Below are 23,540 nucleotides of genomic sequence, written 5' to 3' on the forward strand. Positions count from 1 at the left end.
CCGTCCGGTTCCTCAGAAAGGACCTTAACTGAACGGCATTACCGCCTCGGCGGGGTTTTCTCATCCGGCAAGTGCGCCTCAATCCGTCACTGCACCCTTGCTGGCCGTCGACGCCAGCTTCGAAAACTTCGCCAGCACCCCACGCGTATAGCGCGGCCCCGGCGCCTTCCAGTCGGCACGCCGCTTCGCCAGCTCTTCCTCCGGCACGTTCAGCTGCAGCAGCAGCTTGTGCGCGTCGATGGTGATCGAGTCCCCTTCCTGCACCAGCGCGATCGTGCCGCCCACCGCCGCCTCAGGCGCGACGTGGCCGACCACCATGCCCCAGGTACCACCCGAAAAGCGGCCATCGGTGATAAACCCGACCGACTCGCCCAGTCCCTTGCCGATGATGGCCGAGGTCGGCGCCAGCATTTCCGGCATGCCCGGGCCGCCCTTGGGGCCGAGGTAGCGCAGCACCAGCACGTCGCCGGCGTTGATCTTGTCGGCCAGGATGGCTTCCATCGCGCTCTGCTCGTCCTCGAACACGCGCGCCGGGCCGGTGATGACCGGGTTCTTGAGCCCGGTGATCTTGGCGACGGCGCCTTCCTCGGCCAGGTTGCCCTTCAGGATGGCAAGGTGGCCTTCCTTGTAGAGCGCTTTTTCGATCGGCAGGATCACATCCTGGTCGGCACGCGGGGTGTCTGGCACGTGTTCGAGTTCTTCGGCCAGCGTGCGGCCGGTAATGGTCAGGCAGTCGCCATGCAGCAGGCCGGCCTTGAGCAGGATCTTCATGACCTGCGGGATGCCGCCCGCCTTGTGCAGGTCGGTGGCCACGTATTGCCCCGAAGGCTTCAGGTTGCAGATCACCGGCACCTTGCGGCGGATGCGCTCGAAGTCCTCGATGGTCCATTCGACTTCCGCCGAATGCGCGATGGCGAGGTAGTGCAGCACCGCGTTGGTCGAGCCGCCGGTGGCCATGATCAGCGCCACGGCATTCTCGATCGACTGGCGCGTGATGATGTCACGCGGCTTGATGTCCTTCTTGATCGCCTCTACCAGCACGCGCGCAGATTCCGCCGCGCTGTCGACCTTCTCCTGGTCCGGGTTGGCCATGGTCGACGAGTACAGCAGCGACATGCCCAGCGCCTCGAACGACGAACTCATCGTGTTTGCGGTGTACATGCCGCCGCACGAGCCGGTAGACGGGCAGGCGTGCTGTTCGACGCCCTCGAAGTCTTCCTGGCTCATGCGGCCGGCGGTGAATTCGCCTACGGCTTCGAACGACGACACGATGGTCAGGTCCTTGCCCTTCCAGTTGCCCGGCTTGATGGTGCCGCCATAGACATAGATGCCCGGCACGTTGGTGCGTGCCAGCGCGATCATGCCGCCGGGCATGTTCTTGTCGCAGCCGCCGATCACGACCACGCCGTCCATCCACTGGCCCTGCGCCGCGGTCTCGATGCAGTCGGCGATGACCTCGCGCGAGATCAGGGAGTACTTCATCCCCTCGGTGCCCATCGACATGCCGTCCGAGATGGTCGGCGTGCCGAACACCTGCGGGTTGGCGCCGGACGCCTTGACCGCGTCGATCGCCGCGTCGGCCAGGCGCTGCAGGCCGGCATTGCACGGCGTGATCGTCGAGTGACCGTTGGCGATGCCCACCATCGGCTTGTCGAAGTCTTCCTTCTTGTAGCCGAGGGCGTAGTACATCGAGCGGTTGGGGGAACGCGCCACGCCTTGGGTGATGTTCTGCGAGCGTTTGTTGAATGCCATGGTGGGTCTCCGGGGGATGTCCGGCGCCGCGGAGTTGTGCGCTGTCACGCGGGCAGCCGATGTTGTGCCGGAAAGCATGCCCCTTGCATTTTGGAGTGTCAAATATATTATTTTCCCTCTATTGAGTCGAAAAAAATATCAGGAGGCGTCTTGGACCTGCGTCAGCTGCGTTACTTCGTCACCGTGGCGGAAGAGCTGCATTTCGGCCGGGCCGCGCAACGGCTATCGATGACACAGCCGCCGCTGTCGCAGCAGATCCAGGCGCTGGAGGAGGAACTTGGCGTGCCGCTGTTCGTGCGCACGCGGCGCTCCGTGGCGCTGACACCGGCCGGCGCGCAGTGGCTGCCCGAGGTGCGGCGGGTGTTGGCCGATGCCGCGGCCCTGCCCGGGCTGGCGCAGCGGCTGGCGCGGGGCGAGCTGGGTTCGCTGTCGCTGGCCTTCGTCAGCACCGCCGACTATGGCATCCTGCCTGACCTGCTGCGGCGGTTCCGGGCGCGTCATCCGGAGGTGCAACTGCAGTTGCGCGAGGCCACCAGCGACGTCCAGCTCGAAGCGCTGCTGGAAGGCGCGATCGACGCGGGCCTGGTGATCCGGCCACAGCTGCCTGCGATGCCGCCCGGACTGGCCTACCTGCCGCTGGTCAGCGAACCGCTGGTGCTGGCAGTCGCCGACGGCTGGCGGCCGGCAGGCGGGCTCGCGCAGGACGGCAAGGTATCGCTGCGCGAGGCAGCATCCGAACCGCTGATCATCTTCCCGCGCCGAAGCGCGCCGGCGTTTTATGACATCATTACGGGCTACTATGCGCGCGAGGGCCTGGTGCCGGCGATCGCGCAGGAAGCCATCCAGATGCAGACCATTGTCAGCCTGGTGTCGGCTGGCATGGGCGTGGCGCTGGTGCCGGCATCGCTGTGCAACCTCCGGCGCACCGGCGTGTCGTACCTGGCGCTGCGCGAGTCCGGCCCGCAGATCGAGACCGGGCTGGCCTGGCGCGACGGCGGCAGCGCCGGCGTCGCGCCGGTGCTGCGGTCGTTCATCGAGATTGCCGGCGCACTGGCCACCGAGGCCACCTTAGCCGCCGCGGCGCCGCGCTGAGCGCGCGGCCGGCCCATACCGATAACTTCATTCACGCCAACATGCTGATCCATCCCCAGTTCGACCCGGTTGCCATCCACCTGGGCCCGCTTGCCATCCGCTGGTACGGGCTGATGTACCTGGCCGGGTTCATCATGTTCCTGTGGTTCGGCCGCCTGCGCATCCGCCAGCCGCACATGGCGGCCAAGGGCTGGACCACGCGCGACCTCGACGACATGCTGTTCTTCGGCGTGCTGGGCGTGATCCTGGGCGGGCGGCTGGGCTATGTGCTGTTCTACAAGCCGACGTACTACCTGTCGCACCCGATGGAAATCTTCAAGGTGTGGGAGGGCGGCATGGCCTTCCACGGCGGCTTTCTCGGCGTGATCGTGGCCATGTGGCTGTTCGGCAGGCTGCGCCGCCGCCACTGGATGGAGGTGACCGACTTCATCGCACCGATGATCCCGTGCGGGCTGGCCGCCGGCCGCATCGGCAATTTCATCAACGGCGAGCTGTGGGGCCGCGCGACCGACCTGCCCTGGGGCATGATCTTCCCGCAGGCGGGCGACAACATCCCGCGCCATCCGTCGCAGCTGTACCAGTTCGCCGGCGAAGGCGTGGCGCTGTTCATCATCCTGTGGCTGTTCGCGCGCAAGCCGCGGCCGATGGGCGCGGTCTCGGGCGTGTTCCTGATCGGCTATGGCGCGTTCCGCTTTGCCGCCGAATTCGCGCGCGAGCCGGACAGCTTCCTGGGCCTGCTGGCGCTGAAGATGTCGATGGGGCAGTGGCTGAGCCTGCCGATGATCCTGGCCGGCATCGCGATGGTGATCTGGGCCTACCGGCGCCAGCCGGGCGCGGGCGCGCCGCAGCCGGCGGCCTGAGCCAAGGCGCCGCGGGCGGTTACTTTCCGGCGCGGCGCAGTGCGTCGATGCGCGCCTGCGTATGCGGGTGCGTCGACAGGAAGTCCTGGCCGCGCTCCGGTGCGGTCTCCGGTGCCGACGATGCCGACGATGGCGCGCCGGCGCCCGCACGATGTTCCAGCTTGACCAGCACATCGGCTAGCGCCGCGGGCGGCAGGCCATTGCGCTGCATGACCTCGATGGCAAAGTCGTCGGCCTCGCGCTCGTGGTCGCGCGAGTAGCGCAGCGTCAGCATGGCGGCCGGCACGCCCGCCAGTACGGTCGAGATATCGCCGAACAGGTAGGCCGACAGCGCACCCAGCGCCGAGGCCTGGATGACCTGCTGCAGGCCGTGGCGGCGCGCCACGTGGCCGGCTTCGTGCGCCAGCACCCCCATCATTCCGGCGCCGGTGCCGGCCAGGCCGACCAGTTCGTCGGTGACTACGATGGTGCCGCCGGGCAGCGCCAGGGCATTGGCGCCGATTTCACCGCCCTGGCGGAACAGGATCTGGTAGTCGTGCCCCGCGTCGGGCGGCCGCCTGAGCGCGGCAAAGCCCTGGCGGATGCGTTCCTGCTCGGCCTGCGGCAGCTGCGTCGGCTTGACCACGCCGTTGTCCAGGCTCGCCAGCGTCAGCCTGCCCAGATGGGCCTCCACTTCCGCCGGCACCGTGCGCGCCATCACGCCCGCGCCCCACGGCAGCAGCACGTAGTAGCCCAGCACCAGCACCGCCACCAGCGCCGCCACCGCCATCCCCGCCAGGCGCCAGCTGTTCTGCGCGCGAGACACCAGCCCTTCGCGATGGCCGGTGGCGGCCAGCATGTGGTCGAAGGCGGCGTGGTCGTTGATTTCGCAGAAGGCGCCGTCGGCGAACGTGACCAGCCGCGGCGCGCGCCGTACGCGTTCGGATACGCGCACATCGGACAGCGCCGCGCGGCGCAGTTCGGCGCCGCTGTCGTCGCGCAGCACCGCCTGCTGCGCTTCCACGGCCAGGGTTGCCGGATGCGCACGCGAGGTGCGGCCATCGAAGAAGGTGACTGGGATCATGGTGCTGACGCTACCGGGCGCTGCAGTCAGAGCGCGATGTCGATGTCGTACCAGTCTACTGCTGCATCGCCGAGCGCACCGACCTGCTGCACCTCGCCGGCGACAAAGCTGTCGAGCGGGCCGGCGGCCAGCATGGTCACGCTTTCGACCCGGTAACGCGTAGCGCGCACCCGCGCGAAAGGCAGGTACAGGCCCAGCGTGAGCGCGATGGCGATCAGGTTGGTGACGAAGATAAAGATCATGCGGCCCGCGCCGACCTGGCAGCGGAACGCGTGCTGGGCGAGCGTGGTGTGGCTCCATACGACGTTCTGCAGGCGCGCCATCAGGTAGGGGCTGACCGCCAGCAGGCCCAGGTAGAAACCGGCAATCGCGAAGCCGAGGATCGCCGCGGCGGCGAGGCCCTTGGTCCCCGGTGCCACCACCGCGCCCAGGACAAAGCTGAGCACGATGCCGGCGACAGCCGTTGCCAGCACCACGCCGAACGCCCGCAGGTAGACGCCGTAGAACTCGCCGGCGCCGGCGGCAAAGCCGAATGGCGCCGTGCCGAAGCGCGTGTTGCGGTGCTGGTACTGCTTGAAACGCTGGTGCGCCAGCGGCCCGAGCAGCCCCAGCGTGAACACCGCCGCCAGCGGCCACAGCACGAATACCTTGTAGGCCTCGGCATCCCCGCCGGTAAAGGCAAAGCGCAGGCCGCGGTAGCTGGAATTGGCCATGCGGAAGCGCAGCGAGCGCACCAGCAGCAGCGGGAACACCGCCAGCAGCGCCACCAGCATCGCCAGCGCGAGGAAGGGCGATACGTTCGAGGCCAGCTGGAACGCAAGGGCGAGGCCGAACACGATGGCGCGGCCCTTCAGGATCGCCGAGGGCTTGCCGTGGTAATCGAAGCTGGCCCCGTCGAGCCGGGTATTGCGATAGAAGTACTGCAGCGTGCGCACCTTGGCCCATGCGGAATAGATGCCGAAGGTGACGATGGTCAGCAGTACATTAACAATCCAGATACGGAAATATTCCGATCCGGACCCGGTGAAAGACAGGCGCAGAGGTTGCGGTGACGCCGGCTCCGTGTCAAAGGCCGCGGACGAAGAGAACGTGAAATCGCTGCTGCCGGCGTGCATGAGGGAAGCTCCCGGGAAAATGGAAATGCGGATTGGCCAATGGAACGCGGCAAAAGACCCTGCGCGCTTGTATCAGATATGCAACCATTTGAAATCAGGCCATTGCGATGCGCGCGGCACATTCTCGCATCGATAAATTAAGACCGCGGCACATTTTGCATATGCAATTGCCGACAGTCGGGTTTGCCTGGTTGGCGCCATGGGAAAACCCTCGTAACAATCGAGAAACATCCTGTTACACTGATTGTAATCTGTAACAAGTTTCGGATGCGTGCCATCAATAAATTCAAGGACTTAGATCCACTGGCACGGTAATCGCTAACGATGCTGTTACAAGATGAGCGGCAAGCCACAGTCGCCACGGAAGCGTTCAGGGAGGGTCCACACGGACCACTGGGGGCGGATGCTTCACGCCACAGAACAGGGCAACGGGAAAATCCGCGCGCAAGCGCGTTTCGAGGGGGGCGCCGGGCCAGCGCCAGGTTTGAATGATGACCCACGCAGCGGATACGAACCTATTCGCAGGCGATGCAAGCAGTTCAGTAGTCCTTTCAGGCGCGGGCGTTTCTTTGCAGGGAGGCATGGAAACGCCCGCCGCACCTCCTTCTCGCCACGCCGGCGCCATTCACGCGCTTTCTCGCGCGCTTCCTCGCACGCTTTCTCCGACGCCTGATTCCGTATTGATCCCGTATTCTGCAGTGCAACATCGAAACCGCTTGTATCGTTGCCGCCCTAATCCATAATTATGAATTATGGCAACCGGGACGCATGGTTCCGGCCACGGATTCCTCAACCGGGGGTGGCAATGCGCATCGTCCAGCAGGCGCTGTACCTCGAAGTCGCAGACCGGCTGCGCGCAATGATCGATGCCCATACGCTGACCCCCGGCGCCTGGATCGATGAAAGCGCGATGGCCGAGTCGCTCGGCATCTCGCGCACGCCGCTGCGCGAAGCGCTGAAGGTGCTGGCTGCCGAAGGGCTGGTCCGGCTCGAGCCGCGCCGCGGCTGCTTTGTCAATAAATTGTCCGAGCAGGACCTGGACGAGATCTTCCCGCTGATGGCGCTGCTCGAAGGCCGCTGCGCCTACGAGGCCGCGCGCAACGCCACGCGGGCCGACCTGGACGCGCTGGACGGCCTGCACGCCGACCTGGCCCGCTATGCGCAGGCTGGCGATATCGATGCCTATTACGAAACCAACGCGCAGATCCATGAGGCGATCCAGCGCCTGGCCGGCAACCGCTGGCTGTCGGGGCTGATCAGCGACCTGCGCAAGGTGCTGCGGTTGTCGCGCCACAAGAGCCTGAAGTTGCCCGGCCGCATCCACGAGTCCTGCGCCGAGCATCTGTCGGTGTTCGCCGCGCTCAAGGCGCGCGACCCTGAAGGCGCCGAGGCGATGATGAAGACCCATCTGCTGCGCCAGCGCGCGGCCCTGCAGGCGCTCGACCATGCCGCCGGCGCGGCCCAGCCGACCCGGGCGCCGCCGCCACTGCGCGTGGCCGGCGGCGACGACTAGCGGCCCGCGCCCCACGCTTTACGCCGCAGCATGGCAAGTCCTTTACGTTCCGATCGATGCACAAGGCAGGTACCGCATGAACTCCTTCGACACGGGTGACCGGAAAATCAGCGCGCCGCTGGGCGAGAGCGAGCCGGCCGGCAGTAATTTCCTGTCGCGGCTGGGCCGCTGGTGGGGCCGCAAGGGCGAGGCCGAGGCCGCGACCAAGGCAGCCAACGGCGTGGCGCACGCCGACGGCGAGGTGCCGTTGCCAACGCGCGTGGCGCGGCGACAGCGTGAGCAGTTGCGGCTGTGCTTCGATGCCCGCCTGACCGACGGTGCCGCCAATGCCGCTGCGCAGGCGTGGCAGGCCGAGTACGAGGCCGCGGGCGAGGCCACCCGGCGCGCCATGCTGGAGTTGCTTGCGGAGGTCGCCGGCAGCAGCGGCGAAAAGGCCGCCGACGCCAAGGGCGAGGGCAAGGGTGACACAAAGGGTGAAGCCAGGGGTGACACAAAGCCCGACGGCAAGGCAGGCCATTCCGGACTGACCCACGCCCTGTCCAGCGCCCGCATCCGCTTCTTCAAGCGTTTGGCCGCGCTCCACGGCCAGCGCGGCAGCAGCGCCTGCGGGCTGCACTTCCTGATCCAGCTGCGCGCCGACATGCTGCGCTGGCAGCGCCGGGTGCCGGGGCTGCGCGTGCTCGACGACGACCTCGAGGCGCTGTTCTCCAACTGGTTCGACGTGGGCCTGCTGGAACTGCAGCCGATCACCTGGGACTCGCCCGCCTCGCTGCTGGAAAAGCTGATCCGTTATGAGGCCGTACACGAGATCGCCTCGTGGACCGACCTGCGCAACCGGCTCGACTCCGATCGCCGCTGCTACGCCTTCTTCCATCCGCGCATCCCGCGCGAGCCGCTGATCTTCGTCGAGGTCGCGTTCGTCCCCGAGATGGCCGCCAATGTCCAGACATTGCTCGACGAGGCCGCCCCGCTGGAAGACCTGCGCCGCGTAAAGTGGGCCATCTTCTACTCGATCAGCAACACGCAGGCCGGCCTGCGCGGCGTCAGCTTCGGCAATTTCCTGCTCAAGCGCGTGATCGAGGAACTGCAGCGCGAATTTCCCAAGGTCAAGCAGTTCGCCACGCTGTCGCCGATTCCCGGGTTTGCCGACTGGCTGCGCAAGCAGGACGCCGAGGCGGTCTCTCGCGCGCTCGGCGACAAGCGCCTGGCGCGCTGGCGCGAGCGCCACGGCGAGGCGCCGGCCGACGGGGCAGGGTGGCTGGCGGCGCTGTCGCCCGAAGCGCCCGCCGATGCCGACCCGTTGACGCGCGATACCGCGATGGCGCTGGCCGCGCATTACCTGGTGCGCGAGCGCCACCAGGCGCTGCCGGCGGACCCGGTGGCACGCTTCCATCTCGGCAACGGCGCCTGTGTCGAGCGGCTCAACTGGGCCGCCGACCTGTCGCGCAAAGGCCGAAGCCAGAGCTGCGGCATGATGGTGAATTACCTTTACGTGCCCGAGGCGCTGGATGACAATCTGGCACGCCTGGGTGCAGGCAACCCGCGCATCGGCCGTAGCGTCGGGAAGCTGCTGTGACCCTGGTCCGGTCACGGGGATGGCCCAGCACAGCGCGGCGCCGTGCGCCGCGTTTCCTTGTCGGGACCTTGCAGTAGAGCCGTGCCACAGCGCCTGCGCGTGGCAATTCAGATCGACTTTCCGCAGAAAAGAGAGAGAGGAGACAGCAACATGAATCGTCGTCAGTTCAGCCTGGCCGCCTGCGCGCGCGCAGCGGGCATGGCACTTGGCGTGGCCGGCATCGGCGCCGCCACGCTGTTCGCGGCACCCGCCGCCCATGCCGATGCCTGGCCGTCCAAGCCCGTCACCGTGATCGTGCCGTTCCCGGCCGGCGGCGGCACCGATGCCTTTGCGCGCCCGCTGACCGCGCAGCTGTCCAAGCAGCTGGGCAAGCAGTTCGTGATCGACAACCGCGGCGGCGCGGGCGGCACGGTCGGGGCCAGCATCGCGGCCAAGGCCGCGCCGGACGGCTACACCGTGTTCATCGGCGGTGCGCACCATGCGATCGCGCCGTCGTTCTACAAGAAGCTGGACTACGACATCGAGAAGGATTTCATCCCGGTGACGGTGATCGCCCAGCCGCCGCAGGTGATAGTGGTCAATCCCAACCGCGTCAAGGCCAATACGCTGCAGGAGCTGATTGCCTACGCCAAGGCCAATCCCGGCAAGCTCAACTACGGCTCGGCCGGCAACGGTTCGGCCCACCACCTGGCGGGCGAGCTGTTCAAGATCCAGACCAAGACCTTCATCACCCATATCCCGTACAAGGGCGCCGGCCCCGCATTGTCCGACCTGATCGCGGGCCAGGTCGACCTGATGTTCGACGGCCTGGGCTCGTCGGCGCAGCATATCCGTGCCGGCCGCATCAAGGCGCTGGCGGTGGCATCGAGCAAGCGCTCGGCGGCCTTCCCCAATGTGCCGACCGCGGCCGAGGCCGGGGTGCCTAACTACGAGGTCTCGACCTGGTATGCGATGTGGGTGCCCAAGGGTACGCCCAAGGACATCGTCGACCGCCTGTACGCCGAGACCGAGAAGGCGCTGAACACGCCGGAAATGAAGCAGGTCTGGCTCAACAACGGCTCCGAGACACCGGTCTTCACGCAGGAGCAGTTCGCGCAGTTCCAGCGTGCCGAGATCCGCCGCTGGGCGCAGGTGGTGCAGCAGTCCGGCGCCAAGATGGATTGACGCGTCATCATGTCGAAGTCCGATCCATGCAACGGAGCGGGGCGATGAGCGGTACCGTCGTCTTTGCCTCCCAGGGCACCACTGCCACCGTCACGCTGTCGCACGCCGGCAAGCTCAACGCCATCTCCGCGCAGATGTGGCGCGAGCTGGCGGCAGGCTTCACCCGCCTGGCGGCCGACTCCGCGCTGCGCTGCGTGGTGGTGCGCGGCGCCGACGGCAACTTTGCCGCCGGCGCCGACATCGCCGAGTTTCCCGCCGAACGCGGCGACGAGGCTGCGGTGCGGCACTACCACATGGCCACCATCGCGCCGGCGCTGGCCGCCGTGGCGCAATGCCCGCACCCGACCGTGGCGAAGATCGAGGGCGTATGCGTAGGCGGCGGCCTGGAGATCGCATGCCATTGCGACCTGCGCATCGCCGCCTCGGACAGCCGCTTCGGGGTGCCGATCAACCGGCTCGGCTTCCCGATGGCGCCGGGCGAGCTGCAAGGCCTGCTGGCGCTGGCGGGGCGCGCCGCAACGCTCGAGATCCTGCTGGAAGGCCGTGTCTTCGACGCCGCCGAGGCGCATGCCAAGGGCCTGTTGACGCGCGTGGTGGAGCCAGGCGCGCTGGCCGCCGAAGTCGATGCCGCGGTGCGCCGCATTGCCGCCGGCGCACCCGCCGCGGCGCGCATCAACAAGGCCACCATCCACCGCCTGGCGCCGATGCCGGCGCCGCTGTCGCCGGCCGAGCTCGACGCGCACTTCGCCTATGCGGAAGGCGCCGACCATGCCGAGGGCGTGGCCGCCTTCCTGGCGCGCCGGCCGCCGCAGTTCCGGGGAGAGTAGTCCGGCAAATCTGCCAGAATGCGGGATTGCCATGCCCGCACCATCTGGCATCGGGGGCCATGCCCCTGCGTGACCCATACCGTTCCAAGCCTTTCGTTCGATCCACACCATGAACGCCAACCTGTTCGCCCTGTTCGAAACCCGCTTTCCCGCGGACCGCACCGCCTGCTGCATCGAGACCCACGACGGCCTGTACTACAGCTGGGACGACCTCGACCGCGCCACCGCCAAGCTGGCCAACCTGCTGGGCTCGCTGAACCTGCCCGAAGGCGCGCGCGTGGCCGTGCAGGTCGAGAAGTCGCCCGAGGCGCTGTTCCTGTATCTGGCCACGCTGCGCGCGGGCTACGTCTACCTGCCGCTGAATACCGCTTACCAGGAGGCGGAGATCGACTATTTCGTCGGCAACGCCGAGCCGTCGGTGGTGGTGTGCAGCAGCAAGAATTTCGCCTGGGTGTCCAAGGTGGCTTTCCGCCACGGCGTCAACCACGTCTTTACGCTGGACGATGACCGCAGCGGCTCGCTGCTGGCACGTGCGGCCGGCAAGGACGACACCTTTGCCACCGTCGCGCGCGCGGACGACGACCTCGCCGCCATCCTCTACACCTCGGGCACCACCGGCCGCAGCAAGGGCGCGATGCTGACGCACCGCAACCTCGCCTCCAACGCGCAGACGCTGCACGAATACTGGGGCTGGCGCAGCGACGACGTGCTGCTGCACATGCTGCCGATCTTCCACGTGCACGGCCTGTTCGTGGCCTCGCACGGCGCGCTGCTGGCCGGCGCCAAGATGATCTGGGCGCCCCGGCTCGACATGGCGCAGGTGCTGAAATTCCTGCCGCGCTCGACCGTGATGATGGGCGTGCCGACCTACTACGTGCGCATGCTGCAGGAGCCGCGCTTCGACGACGACACCTGCCGCCGCATGCGGCTGTTCGTGTCGGGCTCGGCGCCGCTGCTGCTGGAAACCTTCGACGCCTTCCGCGAGCGCACCGGCCATACCATCCTGGAGCGCTACGGCATGAGCGAGACGGTGATGCTGGTGTCCAACCCGTATGACTCCGCGCTGGGCGAACGCATCGGCGGCACCGTCGGGATGCCGCTGCCGGGCGTGTCGGTGCGCGTGGTCGATGGCGATGGCAACCCTTGCGCGCCGGGCGAGATCGGCAATGTCGAGGTCAAGGGCCCGAACGTATTCCATGGCTACTGGCGCATGCCGGAGAAGACCAGGGAAGAGTTCACCGGGGACGGCTGGTTCAAGACCGGCGACGTCGGCCGCTTTGGCGGCGCCATTGTCAGCCAGGCTGGCGAGCGCCAGGTGCCGGACAGCTACCTGACCATTGTCGGCCGCAGCAAGGACCTGATCATCTCGGGCGGCTACAACGTCTACCCGAAGGAAATCGAAAGCTTTATCGACGAGATGCCGGGCGTGGCCGAGAGCGCGGTGATCGGCGTGCCGCACTCGGACTTCGGCGAGGCAGTGGTGGCGGTGGTGGTGACGAAGCCGGGCGCGGAGATCGATGAGTCGGCGATGATCGGCACGCTGAAGGGACGCATCGCCAATTTCAAGGTGCCCAAGCGCGTGCACGTGGTGGACGAACTGCCGCGCAATACGATGGGGAAGGTGCAGAAGAACGTGTTGCGGCAGCAGTTTGCAACGCTCTGACGTTCCAGGGCATGCTGCCTCTCCCGCTTGCGGGAGAGGCAGCATGCAAGCGGTGGCTCACCGGCTTACTTCAGCATCTGCACCGACCCGTTCACCGATACCGTCACCTGCGTCTTGCCGCCTTCCACCGGCACCGGCACCGCGGCATCGGCCATCATCGCCTTGGCTGCGCCATACATGCGCGGCATCGGCGGCACCACGCCGCTTTCGCTCACGTTGACCTCCCGGATGGTGTAGCTGTTGTAGCCGAACAGCTTGGTGCTCGACTGCGCCTTGTTGCGGAACGTTGCCGCCGCCTGTTCGGCCAGCCTGGCCTCGGCCGCTTCGCGCGCTTCGCGCGACAGCGAGAAGGCGATGTTCTGCACCTGCATCTGGCTGGCCAGCTCGCCTGCCAGCTTCGATACCGCCGGGAAATCGCGCGACTTCAGGATGACCTCGGAGCGCCCGCGCCACGTGCTGATGCGGCCGTTGCGGTCGGTGCTCGGGTGGATGGTGAAGCCGCCCGATTCCGCGGTCACGCCCTGCGTGCGCTTTGCCTGTGCCAGCACGGCCTGGGTGCGCGTGGACAGCGCCGTCGAGATCGCCGTGGGCTCCGCGCCTTCCTGTTCGGCGGCCAGCGTCAGTTGCACGATGTCGGTCGGCACTTCGCTCATTGCCTGTGCTGACAGCGACAGCACGCCGGACGGCGTCTCGGCCGGCCCGCCATGCGCCGAAGCGACGATGGCGGTGGTGCCCAGCAGGGTGGCGGCAAGCCATTGTTTCATCTTGTTCTCCCGAAAAAACGTAGTGGCTGTCAGACGGAACCGGCGCCTGAAACGTTCCGCGAGATTGCAAACGAATGTTGCGGACCCGGTGCCCTCAGAACGCCTGCCAGGCCTTCCACAGCATGTAGGACGCCAGGCACAGCAGCAGCACCGCAAAGGCCTTGCGCAGCTGCCCGACATCCATCTGGTGCGCGGTGCGCGCCCCCAGCGGCGCGGTCAGCATGCTGGCCGCGACAATGACGAGCATCGCCGGCAGGTAGATGTAGCCGATCGATCCCGGCGGCAGTCCCGGCATCTGCCAGCCGCTCCAGACATAGCCCGCCACGCTGGCGGCAGCGATCGGGAAGCCCAGTGCGGCCGACGTCGCCACCGCGTTGTGGATCGGCACGTTGCACCAGGTCATGAACGGTACCGAGACAAAGGCGCCGCCCGCGCCGACCAGGCTCGACAGGAACCCGATCACGCCGCCCGTGCCCAGCATGCCCGCCGCGCCCGGCAGTTGCCGGCTCGGGGCGGGTCGGCGGCTGCGCAGCATCTGCAGCGCGGAAAACCCGACAAACACGGCAAAGGCAAGCGACAGCCAGCTGGTCTTGAGCGCGGCAAAGACCTTGCCGCCCCCGATCATGCCGCCGAGCACGATGCCCGGTGCCAGCGCCAGCACCACCGGCCAGCGCACCGCGCCGCGCTTGTGGTGCGCGCGCACCGACGACAGCGACGTGAACAGGATGGTGCCCATCGAGGTGGCGATCGCCATATGGACAATGGCTTCCGTGGGAAAGCCCAGCGCGCTGAACAGCAGCGTCAGGAACGGCACCATCATCATGCCGCCGCCGACGCCGAGCAGCCCGGCGCAGAAGCCGGTAAAGGCGCCAAGGGCCAGCAGCGCAGGGACCAGCACCGGCAGGGTAGCAAGCTGCATGGGTCAGCGCGCCGGTGTCAGCGCATCAGCTTGCCGGTAATGAAGCGCCATTCCGCCGGCGTGACCGGCGTGATCGAGAGCCGGTTGCCACGGCGCAGCACCACCATGTCGGCCAGTTCTTCATGCTCGCGCAGCGCGGCCAGCGAAATCAGCTCGCTCTTGCGCTCGAAGCGCACGTCGACCAGCAGCCAGCGCGGCGTATCGGGCGTCGACGCGGCGTCGTAGTACGGGCTCTTGGCATCGAACTGGGTCGGGTCGGGGTAGGGCGTGGAGCAGACCTCGGCCAGGCCGGCAATGCCGGGCTCGGGACACGACGAGTGGTAGAACAGCACGCCGTCGCCGATCTGCATGGTGTCGCGCATGAAGTTGCGCGCCTGGTAGTTGCGCACGCCGGTCCACGGCAGCGTCCCCTCGCGGGCGAGGTCGTCGATGCTGGCCTCGTCCGGTTCCGATTTCATCAGCCAATACTGGCGGGCGCGTTTGTTCGGGGTCGGGCTCACGGCGCGGTTCGAGGATGAAGGAGTCGGAGTGCGCGGGCGAGGCCCGCGCGCGTGCGCAAAGAAAAAAGGCGATGGTTCAGAAAACCACCGCCTTTTTAGGGGGTCCCCGCCTCGGCCGCTGGGTCGGCATCCTGAACCCAAGTGAGGTTCAGAGTGGCTGCGGAAGTCGCATTTCGGGTACATCATCCACTCAGGGAGTCCAAGCCAGGCCCGGACTATGAATGCGACGACGCGCTCGCCCACGCGACATGATCCCGCACCATGCAATGCATATCGGTTCAAGGAGTTTATGACCCTCACGAACCAGGCAGGGAAACTGTCAAACGTCTGACGCTACAACCGCTTCGACCGGCCGGGTAGGTGACCTGCCTGCGGGATGTCAGACGTTTGCCGTTTCTAACTAGGATGGGATGAAAACGGCGGCCGGGCGCGATAACCTGGCCAGTCAGCTGCACTTTTGTGGTGCCTCGTGCAGTCTGGCTACACTATACACCGCGTCGCAGGCCTTACCAAGTCCACACGCGCGTATCGTTACATTTTGCGCGACAGCGCGGCATCCGCTGCACATCCCTCCATTTTCACGGTATATAAGGCTGCCCGGCTGGGTTTCAACCGGCCCGTTCAGCCCCGCGTGCCGGTACCCACGTGCGCGTATTGCCGCAACGCTTCGTCGGCGCGTTCGTTCAGTTCGCGGATGCGCGCGTGGATGGCCTCGACCGGGATCGTGCCTTCGGCCTGCTGCTTGCGCTGCAGGGCCAGCAGATCGGACGCGATCGAAATCGCGGCCATCACCGCCACGCGCTCGACGCCCTTGGCGGCAATGCCGTTGCGCAGCTTGTTCATCTGCGTGTCGACCAGTGCCACGGCCTCGAGCAGCGCGGCCTCGTTCTCGGGCGCGATGGCAAAGCGGTACGGCTGGCCGGCGATATTGACTTCGACTTGCTTGTTGCTCATGCGTGTTCTCCGGAGGCCTTGTGCGGCTCTGCCGCGGCGCCCTCGCCCAGCAGGTCGAGCTGGCGCGTGTCGCTGGCGGTCGGCAGCTTGTCAAGGATGGACTGGATGCGCAGCTGCGCTTCCTCGATCTTGATGTTGAGCAACTCGCGGTCGGCTGCCATGGCCTCGCGCTCGCTGCGCAACTGCGCGGCTTCACCCTCCAGCCGGGCGATCTCGTCGCGCAGCCGCTGGTTTTCCGCCGCCAGGGTGTCCGCATGGTGCAGCACGCGCCCGATCTTCGCGGCCAGTTGTTCGAGTTCGTTGAGCATAGGGCCTGTCATGATGGGATAAAGGTCAGGTAACGCGATTCTAGCCGATGCGCCGCCGCGCACAATGCGAAGGAAAGCGTTTGTGACCGGGTACCTGCATGGAAGTTGCAGCCTTCTGCACCCAAAACCACGGCAGAGTTGTGACAAAACACTACGGGCGCCGCGTTGACTCGGGTAGCGAAACTCCCTACACTCGCGCACGTTCCAGGTGCTCGCCCTTTTCGTCCCTGGCGAAAGGGCAGTTCAACGGGAAACAGGGAGCCTTGCCGGCCGCGCGCCGGACGGGCCAACCTGTGCTGCCCCCGCAACGGTAAGCGACCGCGTGCGCATCCGCCAGCGCCAGCCACTTCCGCAGCCAGCTGCCGGAAGGGCCGCCGGCAACGACCGGGATCCGATCCCGGCCACATGTCCACGCAGGACCGGCCGCACGCCACTGAACCTCGGGTTCGGGAAGGCGCCGGTTCCGAGTCGCCAGCCCGGATACCGGCCTGAACGCGGGCTGCCGCCCGTGCGCGGCACGCCTCATCGCCATATGGTCCGCGGGGGAACGGGCCCGGCCGTTCCTACCTAGTCCTGCATCATGCGTTCATCGCTCCACAGGTCGACCCGCCCGGCAGCAGCCCCGGCGGTGCGTCCGCTCGTGCCCGCAACCTCGTCTGCGATTGCGGCAGCCATTGCCTCGTTCACCCTGGTCCCGGCCACCTCGTTCGCGCAAGCCGCCGACAGCGGCACCGCCCAGCAACTGGCCCCGGTGGTGGTGACCTCCACCCGCACCGCGCAATCCATTACCGAGGCACTGCCGCACACGACGGTGGTGACGCAGCAAGATATCGTCAACTCGCAGGCGCCCGACCTGCGCACGCTGCTGCGCAACCAGGCCGGCGTGGAGCTCACCGCCAATGGCGGCATGGGCACCAACACCTCGCTGTTCATGCGCGGCGCCAACTCCAACCAGACGCTGATCCTGATCGATGGCGTGCGCGTGTCGTCGGCCAGCAGCGGCACCGCGCAGCTGGCCAATATCCTGCCCGACCAGATCGACCGGATCGAGGTGGTACGCGGCAACGTGTCGGCGCTGTACGGCTCGGACGCGATCGGCGGCGTGGTGCAGATCTTTACCAAGAGCGGTGCGGGCCAGGCCCCGGCGGCCAATGCGTCGGTGGAGTACGGCAGCAACAACACGCGCCAGGGCACGGTCGGCTACGGCGGGCAGGTGGGCGATACCTCGTTCAACCTGACCGGATCGGCGTTCAAGACCGATGGCTTCTCGTCGATCAATACGCAACAGGCGCCGCGCGCCAACCCCAACGACAACCCCTACGAGAACCAGAGCGTGTCGGGCCAGGTGAAGCACCGCTTCACGCCCGACTGGGATGCGGGCTTCAGCGGCTACTACTCGAAGAGCAAGCTGTCGTTCGACAGCGCCTTCGGCCGCCCGACCGACGACAACCGCACCAACAGCGAGCTGTACACGCTGTCGGCCTTCGTCAACGGCAAGGTCGGCGCCGACTGGACCACGCACTTCAAGCTGTCGCAGAGCGCGGACAACAGCGACACCTTCCTGAACGGGCGTCCCAACGGCACCTTCAACACCCGCAACCGCCAGTTCAACTGGCAGAACGAGTACGCGGTCGCCGCCAACCACACGCTGCTGTTCGGCACCGACTACCTGCAGCAGGAACTGGTCTCGAGCGCCTACGGCGCGCCCACGCGCAACGTGTTCTCGGTGTTCGGCGGCTACGACGGGCGCATCGGCAAGCACCAGCTGCAGCTCAACGCGCGCAACGACCATTATTCCGACTTCGGCAACCAGGGCAGCTTCTTCGCCGGCTACGGCTATAACGTGACCGATGCGTTCAAGCTGATCGCCAGCGTCAGCAACGCCTTCCGCGCGCCGACCTTCAACGAGCTGTACTTCCCCAACTTCGGCCAGCCCAACCTGCAGCCGGAGCGCGCCAAGTCGGTCGAGGCGGGCGTGCAATACACCACCGCCACGGCGGGCCTGCTGCGCGTGACCGCGTTCGAGACCCGTTACGACGACCTGATCGTGTCGGCGCTGCAGCCCAACGGCATGTTCCTGGCAGAGAACGTCAACAAGGCCAAGGTGCAGGGCATCGAGGCGTCGTGGCGCGCCACCGTGTACGGCACCGACGTTGGCGCCAGCGTGACCTTCCAGAACCCGGTCGACGAGCAGAACGACACCCAGCTGCTGCGCCGCGCGCGCCGCCACGCCGCGCTGGACGTGGGCCGCAACTTCGGCAACTGGCGCTTCGGCGGCGAATGGCTGGTATCGTCGTCGCGCATGGACGCCGGTTCGCGCCGCCTGGGCGGATACGGTATCGTCAACCTCAACGCCCGCTACAACATCGACAAGCAATGGTTCGTTGCCGCCCGCGTCGAAAACCTGTTCGACAAGGACTACCAGCTCGCTTACCCCTACAACACGCAGGGGCGCGCGGGCTTCATCACGCTGGGCTGGCGCCAGCGATGAGCGCTCGGGCGCGCCATGTCTGAGTTCCGGCGCGCCCTGGCGGTGTGGCTGGCGCTTGCCGTTGCGTCAGCCGCAGTCTTCGCGGCCTCGCTCGCGCTGGGCAGCGTATCGCTCGATGCGCGCGAGCTGTGGCAGGCGCTCAGCGGTGCCGACACTGGTACCGCGGGCGCCATCGTGCGCGAGCTGCGCCTGCCGCGCGCGGCCGCGGCCTTTGCCTGCGGCGGCCTGCTGGCGCTGTCCGGCGCGCTGATGCAGGTGCTGCTGCGCAACCCGCTGGCCGAGCCCTATGTGCTGGGCGTCTCCGGCGGCGCGTCGGTCGGCGCCTTGCTGGCGATGCTGGTGCTGTCGCCGTGGTGGGGCGTGCAGACGGCCGCCGCCGTCGGCGCGCTGGGCTCGATGCTGCTGGTGGCAACGCTGGCACGGCGCGACCTGCTGCACCCGCAGGTGCAGGGCGGCCATCGCGAGGCCGGCGCGCGCCTGCTGCTGACTGGCGTGATCATGGCCGCGGGGTGGGGCGCGGTGATCACGCTGATCCTTGCCGTCGCGCCGGAATCGCGGCTGCGCGGCATGCTGTTCTGGCTGACCGGCGACCTGGGCGGCACCGCCAGCTACGGCGGCGCGCTGGCGACGATGATCGTCGCGCTGCTGCTGGCCATGCCGATGGCGCGCGCGCTCAACGTGATGCTGCTGGGCGAGACCGTGGCGCAGTCGCTGGGCGTGCGCGTGGGCCGGGTGCGGCTGCTGACCTTCCTGCTGGCTTCCGTGTGCATTGCCGTGGCCATTACCACGGCCGGATCGATCGGCTTTATCGGCCTGGTCGTGCCGCACCTGGTGCGGCTGGCATGGGGCAACGACCAGCGCCTGCTGCTGCCGGCGGCGGTGTTGCTGGGCGGTGCGCTGCTGATGGCGGCCGACCTGGTCGCCCGCACCGTGATCGCACCGGCGCAGCTGCCGGTGGGCGTGATCACGGCACTGCTGGGTGTGCCGACCTTTCTCTACCTGCTGCTGCGGAGGCCGCGATGAACGCGAGCGCCGACTGGTCGCTGCCGCTAGCCGCCTGCCCGGTGCTGGCGCTGCGCGACGTGCGGCTGCGCACCGGCCAGCGCGTGCTGGTCGATGACCTGACGCTGGACATCGGCCCCGGCCAGCTGTGGTGCATCGCCGGGCCCAACGGCGCCGGCAAGTCCACGCTGATGACCGCGTTGGCGGGCCTGCGCCACGTGGACGGCGGCACTGTCGAGATCGACGGCAAGCCTGCCGTGCAGGTGGCGCCGTCGGCGCTGGCACGCCAGCGTGCCTACCTGCCGCAGGCGGTGCACGATACGTTCTCCATGTCGGTGCTCGATGCGGTGCGCGTAGGCCGCCACCCGCACCTGTCCGGCTGGGGCTGGACCGGGCGCGAGGACGACCGTGTGGTGCACGACACCATCCGCGCCATGGATATCGAGGCACTGGCGGCCCGCGACGTGCTGACGCTGTCCGGCGGCGAGCGGCAGCGCGCCTCGCTCGCCGCGGCGCTGGCGCAGCAGGCGCCGCTGCTGCTGCTCGACGAGCCGGTCTCGCACCTCGACCTGCGCCACCAGATCCTGGTGCTGGAGCAGCTTGCCGCGCTGGCCCGCGCCGGTCGCCACGCCATCGTGGTGATCCTGCACGACCTGACGCTGGCGCTGCGCTACGCCACCCACGCGTTGCTGATGGCCGAAGACGGCACCGCGCTGCATGGCCCGGCGGCACAGGTACTGACTCCCGAACATTGCTCACGCGCGCTGCGCACCCGCATCGTCAGCGTCAGCGACGGCGTGCATACTGCACTGATTCCCGATGGCGCCACGGCGCCGCGATTCTTTACGCAAGGCCCGAGTAAATGACCGATTCTCACAATCCCGCCACCGACGACCCGGAGCGCGACGCACGCCACAAGGCGCGCATGGTGCGCAAGAAAGAAGTGATCGACGCCAAGATCGCCGCCGCGCAGGACGAGCGCGGCGTGATCGTGATCACGACCGGCAACGGCAAGGGCAAATCCAGCTCCGGCTTCGGCATGGTGGTGCGCGCGCTCGGACACGGCATGCGCACCGGCGTGGTCCAGTTCATCAAGGGCGCGCAGCCGACCGGCGAAGAGATGTTCCTGCGCCGCTTCCCCGAGGAATGTGCTTTTCACGTGATGGGCGAGGGCTATACCTGGGACACCCAGGACCGCGCGCGCGACGTGGCCAAGGCCGAAGCCGCGTGGGAAGTGGCCCGCGGCATGCTGCGCGACCCGGCCGTCGGGCTGGTGCTGCTCGATGAACTCAACATCGCGCTCAAGCTGCACTATCTTGATGTGGATCGGGTCATTGCCGACCTGCGCGCACGCCCGCCGATGCAGCACGTGGTCATCACCGGCCGCGGCGCGCCGCCGGCGCTGGTGGAGGCGGCCGATACCGTCACCGACATGACGCCGGTCAAGCACGCCTTCCAGCAGGGCATCAAGGCGCAGCGCGGCGTGGAAATGTAGCCCCGAGTGTTTCCCACGATCCAGACCTCAAGAACCACAGCATCATGCAGTTTCCCGAAATCGCTCCCCTCGACAACACACTGCGTCCCGTGCTGCAGGCCGCCATCGACGACAAGACCAAGCCGCTCGGCGCGCTCGGCCGGCTCGAGTCGCTGGCGCTGCAGCTGGGGCTGATCCTCGGCACGCAGCGCCCCGTGCTGCAGCGGCCGACGGTGATCGTCTTTGCCGCGGATCACGGCGTGGCCGACGCGGGCGTCAGCGCCTATCCGGCCGAGGTCACCGCGCAGATGGTCAGGAATTTCCTGGCCGGCGGCGCGGCGATCAATGTGTTCTCGCGCCAGCACGGTATTGCGCTGGAAATCGTCGACGCCGGCGTGCGCGTGCCGCTGCCGGCGGCACCCGGGCTGGTCAACTGCCGCATCGCCGACGGCACCCGCAACTTCGCGCAGGAACCGGCGATGACGCCGGAACAGGCCGCGGCGGCGATGACCGCCGGCATGGCGCGCGTGCTGCGACATGCCCAGCAGGGCTGCAATGTGATCGGCTTCGGCGAGATGGGCATTGCCAATACCTCGGCCGCCGCGTGCCTGATGCAGCGGCTGACCGGGCTGCCGCTGGCGGACTGCATCGGCCGCGGCACCGGGCTGGACGATGCCGGGCTGGCGCGCAAGCGCGAGGTGCTGGAAGGCGCCCTCGCGCTGCACCCTGATGCGCAGGCGCCGCTCGATGTGCTGGCGACGTTCGGCGGCTTCGAGATCGCGATGATGGCTGGCGCCTTTCTCGCCGCCGCGGCCAGCCGCATGGTGATCCTGGTCGATGGCTTTATCGCCACGGCCGCGCTGCTGGTGGCGCAGCGCATCGACCCCAACGTGCTGCAGTACTGCGTGTTCACGCATTGCTCGCACGAGCGCGGCCACCGCGCGCTGCTGGACCACTTTGGCGCCGAACCGCTGCTGGCGCTGGACCTGCGCCTGGGCGAGGGCACCGGCGCGGCGCTGGCGTGGCCGCTGCTCGCGTCCGCGGTCGCGTTCCTCAACGAGATGGCGACCTTCAGCGGCGCCGGCGTCAGCACGGCCTCGGCATGAGTGTGCCGTCCGACCCCGCGCCCGCGCCGGCCGGCTTCGGCGGCGAGCTGCGCTATTTCTTTACCGCGCTGGGCTATTTCACGCGTGTGCCGCTGCCTGGCTGGCTGGCGCGATGGGTCGGATTCGAGCCGCATTACCTGCATGCCGCGGCGCGTTATTTCCCGCTGGTGGGCCTGCTGGTCGGCGGCGCCGGTGCGCTGGTTACATGGGGCGCGCTGCAGTGGTGGCCGGTCGGCGTGGCGGTGCTGCTGGGAATGGCGGCCACGCTGCTGCTGACCGGCGCCTTCCATGAGGACGGCCTGGCGGACTGCGTCGATGCCTTCGGCGGCGCATGGCAGCGCGAAGACGTACTGCGCATCATGCATGACTCGCGCATCGGTGCGTTCGGCGCCATCGCGCTGGTGGTGGCGCTGCTGCTCAAGTGGCAACTGCTGGTGGCGATCGGCACGCAGCACGGTGCGGCGGTATTGCTGGCGGTGCTGGTGGCAGCGCACGCCGCCAGCCGCGCGATGGCGGTCAGCTATCTCGCCACGCTGCAGTACGTGCGCCCGGAAGGCAAGGCCAAGCCTGTGGCGCAGCGGCTCGCCGGCGCGGGGCTGGGGTTCGCGCTGTTGTGCGGGGTGGTACCGCTGTGGCTGGTATCGCCATCGTTCTTTGCGGGCGCCGTGGCTGCGCTGCTAGTGTTGCGCGTGCTGCTCGGCCGCTACTTCGTGCGCCGCATCGGCGGCTATACCGGCGATTGCCTCGGCATGGCCCAGCAGTGCGCGGAGACCCTGATCTACCTGGTGGCATCGGCATGGACCTGGTCCTGATCCGCCATGCGCAGCCCGCGGTGGCTGCGGGCACCTGCTACGGCTGCCTCGACCTGCCGCTGGTGTCGCCACTGATGCCGGTTGCCGCGCAGATCGTGGCGGGCCTGCCGGCGCCCGCGCGCATCGTCAGCAGCCCGCTGGCGCGTGCGCTCGGGACCGCGCAGGCGCTGGTGCAGACCTTGCCGGCCGGCGTGCCGGCTATTCCGGCTATTGCCACCGAACCGCTGTTGCGCGAGCTGGACTTCGGCAGCTGGGAAGGCGTACCGTGGGACGAGATCGACCGCGCCGCGCTCGACCAGTGGGCCGCGGACCTGCTGCATGCGCGCCCGCATGGCGGCGAGTCGCCGGCGCAGGCGATGGCGCGCGTGGCCGGCTGGGCCGACGCGCTCGATGTGCGGGACGATTGCTGCGTATGGGTGGTCGGCCATGCCGGGCCGATGCGCATGCTGGCCGCGCACTGGCTCGGCGTGCCGCTGGCGGTGACGGTCAACTGGGCGCTGGGCTTCGGCGCGAGCTGCCGCTTCCGGCTGGGTGCGGATGGGGCGCGGCTCGAATGGTGGAACCGGACTTAAAACCGCGGTGGCT

At 67.9% G+C, this 23,540-nt stretch carries 22 protein-coding genes and 1 other RNA gene; 14 read left to right on the forward strand and 9 right to left on the reverse strand.

Annotated elements, in window-relative coordinates; all coding sequences use genetic code 11:
- Positions 1 to 78: 78 nt before the first annotated feature.
- Positions 79 to 1,752 carry a dihydroxy-acid dehydratase gene (gene ilvD, locus IPF36_RS02460; protein ID WP_195427233.1) on the reverse strand — a complete coding sequence of 558 codons (1,674 nt, stop codon included), beginning with the start codon at positions 1,750 to 1,752 and terminating at the stop codon, positions 79 to 81.
- A 150-nt stretch (positions 1,753 to 1,902) separates the two neighbouring features.
- Here ilvD and IPF36_RS02465 point away from each other — a divergent pair, with 150 nt between their 5' ends.
- Both IPF36_RS02465 and lgt read left to right on the forward strand, forming a co-directional pair.
- Complete coding sequence (locus IPF36_RS02465) at positions 1,903 to 2,844, forward strand: LysR family transcriptional regulator (protein ID WP_195427234.1); 942 nt, start codon at positions 1,903 to 1,905, stop codon at positions 2,842 to 2,844.
- Between the two features lie 41 nt (positions 2,845 to 2,885).
- Positions 2,886 to 3,704, forward strand: coding sequence for a prolipoprotein diacylglyceryl transferase (gene lgt / locus IPF36_RS02470; RefSeq protein ID WP_135705842.1), 819 nt, complete (start codon positions 2,886 to 2,888; stop codon positions 3,702 to 3,704).
- A gap of 19 nt (positions 3,705 to 3,723) precedes the next feature.
- On the opposite strand, the gene IPF36_RS02475 is transcribed toward lgt, so the two are convergent.
- Together IPF36_RS02475 and IPF36_RS02480 are read right to left on the reverse strand one after the other, a co-directional pair.
- Entirely contained in the window at positions 3,724 to 4,767 is a 1,044-nt protein-coding gene (locus IPF36_RS02475) for a M48 family metallopeptidase (RefSeq protein WP_195427235.1), read from the reverse strand.
- 26 nt (positions 4,768 to 4,793) lie between these two features.
- Positions 4,794 to 5,882 carry a YjgN family protein gene (locus IPF36_RS02480; RefSeq protein WP_135705839.1) on the reverse strand — a complete coding sequence of 363 codons (1,089 nt, stop codon included), beginning with the start codon at positions 5,880 to 5,882 and terminating at the stop codon, positions 4,794 to 4,796.
- A gap of 805 nt (positions 5,883 to 6,687) precedes the next feature.
- Between IPF36_RS02480 and IPF36_RS02485 the strand changes: the two genes are divergently transcribed.
- From IPF36_RS02485 to IPF36_RS02505, 5 genes are all read left to right on the forward strand, one after another.
- A complete protein-coding gene (locus IPF36_RS02485) occupies positions 6,688 to 7,395 on the forward strand; it encodes a GntR family transcriptional regulator (protein ID WP_133092171.1) in 708 nt (235 codons plus the stop codon).
- A gap of 76 nt (positions 7,396 to 7,471) precedes the next feature.
- Entirely contained in the window at positions 7,472 to 8,971 is a 1,500-nt protein-coding gene (locus IPF36_RS02490) for a malonyl-CoA decarboxylase family protein (protein ID WP_133092170.1), read from the forward strand.
- Between the two features lie 150 nt (positions 8,972 to 9,121).
- Positions 9,122 to 10,135: a tripartite tricarboxylate transporter substrate binding protein gene (locus IPF36_RS02495; protein ID WP_135705835.1), complete on the forward strand. Its 1,014-nt coding sequence runs from the start codon at positions 9,122 to 9,124 to the stop codon at positions 10,133 to 10,135.
- Between the two features lie 44 nt (positions 10,136 to 10,179).
- Positions 10,180 to 10,962 carry an enoyl-CoA hydratase/isomerase family protein gene (locus IPF36_RS02500; protein WP_133092168.1) on the forward strand — a complete coding sequence of 261 codons (783 nt, stop codon included), beginning with the start codon at positions 10,180 to 10,182 and terminating at the stop codon, positions 10,960 to 10,962.
- A gap of 109 nt (positions 10,963 to 11,071) precedes the next feature.
- Positions 11,072 to 12,625 (forward strand): malonyl-CoA synthase, encoded by a 1,554-nt coding sequence (locus IPF36_RS02505; protein ID WP_135705834.1) that lies wholly within the window; start codon positions 11,072 to 11,074, stop codon positions 12,623 to 12,625.
- Between the two features lie 65 nt (positions 12,626 to 12,690).
- Here the strand turns inward: IPF36_RS02505 and IPF36_RS02510 are convergent, their stop codons facing one another.
- The 6 genes from IPF36_RS02510 to IPF36_RS02535 form a co-directional block, all read right to left on the reverse strand.
- On the reverse strand, positions 12,691 to 13,389 hold the full coding sequence (locus tag IPF36_RS02510; protein WP_195427236.1) for an SIMPL domain-containing protein: 699 nt from the start codon (positions 13,387 to 13,389) through the stop codon (positions 12,691 to 12,693).
- A gap of 94 nt (positions 13,390 to 13,483) precedes the next feature.
- Complete coding sequence (locus IPF36_RS02515) at positions 13,484 to 14,308, reverse strand: sulfite exporter TauE/SafE family protein (RefSeq protein ID WP_135705830.1); 825 nt, start codon at positions 14,306 to 14,308, stop codon at positions 13,484 to 13,486.
- A 17-nt stretch (positions 14,309 to 14,325) separates the two neighbouring features.
- The gene (locus IPF36_RS02520) at positions 14,326 to 14,766 is read right to left on the reverse strand and encodes an EVE domain-containing protein (protein ID WP_133092377.1); all 441 of its coding nucleotides are present in this window, start codon (positions 14,764 to 14,766) and stop codon (positions 14,326 to 14,328) included.
- A 141-nt stretch (positions 14,767 to 14,907) separates the two neighbouring features.
- Positions 14,908 to 15,125, reverse strand: a non-coding RNA gene (gene ssrS, locus IPF36_RS02525) — 6S RNA.
- A 304-nt stretch (positions 15,126 to 15,429) separates the two neighbouring features.
- The gene (locus IPF36_RS02530) at positions 15,430 to 15,762 is read right to left on the reverse strand and encodes a cell division protein ZapA (RefSeq protein ID WP_029046048.1); all 333 of its coding nucleotides are present in this window, start codon (positions 15,760 to 15,762) and stop codon (positions 15,430 to 15,432) included.
- The gene (locus tag IPF36_RS02535) at positions 15,759 to 16,070 is read right to left on the reverse strand and encodes a hypothetical protein (protein ID WP_133092164.1); all 312 of its coding nucleotides are present in this window, start codon (positions 16,068 to 16,070) and stop codon (positions 15,759 to 15,761) included. The genes IPF36_RS02530 and IPF36_RS02535 overlap by 4 nt, the downstream gene beginning before the upstream one ends.
- A gap of 580 nt (positions 16,071 to 16,650) precedes the next feature.
- On the opposite strand from IPF36_RS02535, the gene IPF36_RS02540 reads away from it, so the two are divergent.
- Genes IPF36_RS02540 through IPF36_RS02570 form a run of 7 tightly spaced genes read left to right on the forward strand, consistent with a single transcriptional unit; the run spans position 16,651 to position 23,527 of the window.
- On the forward strand, positions 16,651 to 18,561 hold the full coding sequence (locus tag IPF36_RS02540; protein ID WP_135705828.1) for a TonB-dependent receptor: 1,911 nt from the start codon (positions 16,651 to 16,653) through the stop codon (positions 18,559 to 18,561).
- Between the two features lie 15 nt (positions 18,562 to 18,576).
- The gene (locus tag IPF36_RS02545; RefSeq protein WP_135705826.1) at positions 18,577 to 19,584 is read left to right on the forward strand and encodes an iron ABC transporter permease; all 1,008 of its coding nucleotides are present in this window, start codon (positions 18,577 to 18,579) and stop codon (positions 19,582 to 19,584) included.
- Complete coding sequence (locus IPF36_RS02550; RefSeq protein ID WP_135705824.1) at positions 19,581 to 20,429, forward strand: ABC transporter ATP-binding protein; 849 nt, start codon at positions 19,581 to 19,583, stop codon at positions 20,427 to 20,429. Before IPF36_RS02545 ends, IPF36_RS02550 begins: the two co-directional genes overlap by 4 nt.
- Entirely contained in the window at positions 20,426 to 21,058 is a 633-nt protein-coding gene (gene cobO / locus IPF36_RS02555; protein WP_135705823.1) for a cob(I)yrinic acid a,c-diamide adenosyltransferase, read from the forward strand. Before IPF36_RS02550 ends, cobO begins: the two co-directional genes overlap by 4 nt.
- A gap of 44 nt (positions 21,059 to 21,102) precedes the next feature.
- A complete protein-coding gene (gene cobT, locus IPF36_RS02560; protein WP_135705820.1) occupies positions 21,103 to 22,143 on the forward strand; it encodes a nicotinate-nucleotide--dimethylbenzimidazole phosphoribosyltransferase in 1,041 nt (346 codons plus the stop codon).
- Entirely contained in the window at positions 22,140 to 22,955 is an 816-nt protein-coding gene (locus tag IPF36_RS02565) for an adenosylcobinamide-GDP ribazoletransferase (protein ID WP_133092158.1), read from the forward strand. Before cobT ends, IPF36_RS02565 begins: the two co-directional genes overlap by 4 nt.
- Positions 22,940 to 23,527, forward strand: a complete 588-nt coding sequence (locus tag IPF36_RS02570) for a histidine phosphatase family protein (RefSeq protein WP_195427238.1) — start codon at positions 22,940 to 22,942, stop codon at positions 23,525 to 23,527. Before IPF36_RS02565 ends, IPF36_RS02570 begins: the two co-directional genes overlap by 16 nt.
- Positions 23,528 to 23,540: the final 13 nt, after the last annotated feature.

It is taken from the genome of Cupriavidus sp. IK-TO18 (assembly GCF_015549295.1).
GTDB lineage: Bacteria > Pseudomonadota > Gammaproteobacteria > Burkholderiales > Burkholderiaceae > Cupriavidus > Cupriavidus oxalaticus_A.

What these genes read in the sequence shown, in the direction of transcription:
- IPF36_RS02565 (WP_133092158.1), top strand. Translation starts at nt 22,140, where the DNA reads ATGAGTGTGCCGTCCGACCCCGCGCCCGCGCCGGCCGGCTTCGGCGGC.
- IPF36_RS02510 (WP_195427236.1), bottom strand. Translation starts at nt 13,389, where the DNA reads ATGAAACAATGGCTTGCCGCCACCCTGCTGGGCACCACCGCCATCGTC.
- IPF36_RS02570 (WP_195427238.1), top strand. Translation starts at nt 22,940, where the DNA reads ATGGACCTGGTCCTGATCCGCCATGCGCAGCCCGCGGTGGCTGCGGGC.
- cobO (WP_135705823.1), top strand. Translation starts at nt 20,426, where the DNA reads ATGACCGATTCTCACAATCCCGCCACCGACGACCCGGAGCGCGACGCA.
- IPF36_RS02530 (WP_029046048.1), bottom strand. Translation starts at nt 15,762, where the DNA reads ATGAGCAACAAGCAAGTCGAAGTCAATATCGCCGGCCAGCCGTACCGC.
- cobT (WP_135705820.1), top strand. Translation starts at nt 21,103, where the DNA reads ATGCAGTTTCCCGAAATCGCTCCCCTCGACAACACACTGCGTCCCGTG.
- IPF36_RS02490 (WP_133092170.1), top strand. Translation starts at nt 7,472, where the DNA reads ATGAACTCCTTCGACACGGGTGACCGGAAAATCAGCGCGCCGCTGGGC.
- IPF36_RS02515 (WP_135705830.1), bottom strand. Translation starts at nt 14,308, where the DNA reads ATGCAGCTTGCTACCCTGCCGGTGCTGGTCCCTGCGCTGCTGGCCCTT.
- IPF36_RS02495 (WP_135705835.1), top strand. Translation starts at nt 9,122, where the DNA reads ATGAATCGTCGTCAGTTCAGCCTGGCCGCCTGCGCGCGCGCAGCGGGC.
- IPF36_RS02550 (WP_135705824.1), top strand. Translation starts at nt 19,581, where the DNA reads ATGAACGCGAGCGCCGACTGGTCGCTGCCGCTAGCCGCCTGCCCGGTG.
- IPF36_RS02480 (WP_135705839.1), bottom strand. Translation starts at nt 5,882, where the DNA reads ATGCACGCCGGCAGCAGCGATTTCACGTTCTCTTCGTCCGCGGCCTTT.
- IPF36_RS02535 (WP_133092164.1), bottom strand. Translation starts at nt 16,070, where the DNA reads ATGCTCAACGAACTCGAACAACTGGCCGCGAAGATCGGGCGCGTGCTG.
- ilvD (WP_195427233.1), bottom strand. Translation starts at nt 1,752, where the DNA reads ATGGCATTCAACAAACGCTCGCAGAACATCACCCAAGGCGTGGCGCGT.
- IPF36_RS02540 (WP_135705828.1), top strand. Translation starts at nt 16,651, where the DNA reads ATGCGTTCATCGCTCCACAGGTCGACCCGCCCGGCAGCAGCCCCGGCG.
- IPF36_RS02520 (WP_133092377.1), bottom strand. Translation starts at nt 14,766, where the DNA reads ATGAAATCGGAACCGGACGAGGCCAGCATCGACGACCTCGCCCGCGAG.
- IPF36_RS02475 (WP_195427235.1), bottom strand. Translation starts at nt 4,767, where the DNA reads ATGATCCCAGTCACCTTCTTCGATGGCCGCACCTCGCGTGCGCATCCG.
- IPF36_RS02485 (WP_133092171.1), top strand. Translation starts at nt 6,688, where the DNA reads ATGCGCATCGTCCAGCAGGCGCTGTACCTCGAAGTCGCAGACCGGCTG.
- IPF36_RS02500 (WP_133092168.1), top strand. Translation starts at nt 10,180, where the DNA reads ATGAGCGGTACCGTCGTCTTTGCCTCCCAGGGCACCACTGCCACCGTC.
- IPF36_RS02505 (WP_135705834.1), top strand. Translation starts at nt 11,072, where the DNA reads ATGAACGCCAACCTGTTCGCCCTGTTCGAAACCCGCTTTCCCGCGGAC.
- lgt (WP_135705842.1), top strand. Translation starts at nt 2,886, where the DNA reads ATGCTGATCCATCCCCAGTTCGACCCGGTTGCCATCCACCTGGGCCCG.
- IPF36_RS02545 (WP_135705826.1), top strand. Translation starts at nt 18,577, where the DNA reads ATGTCTGAGTTCCGGCGCGCCCTGGCGGTGTGGCTGGCGCTTGCCGTT.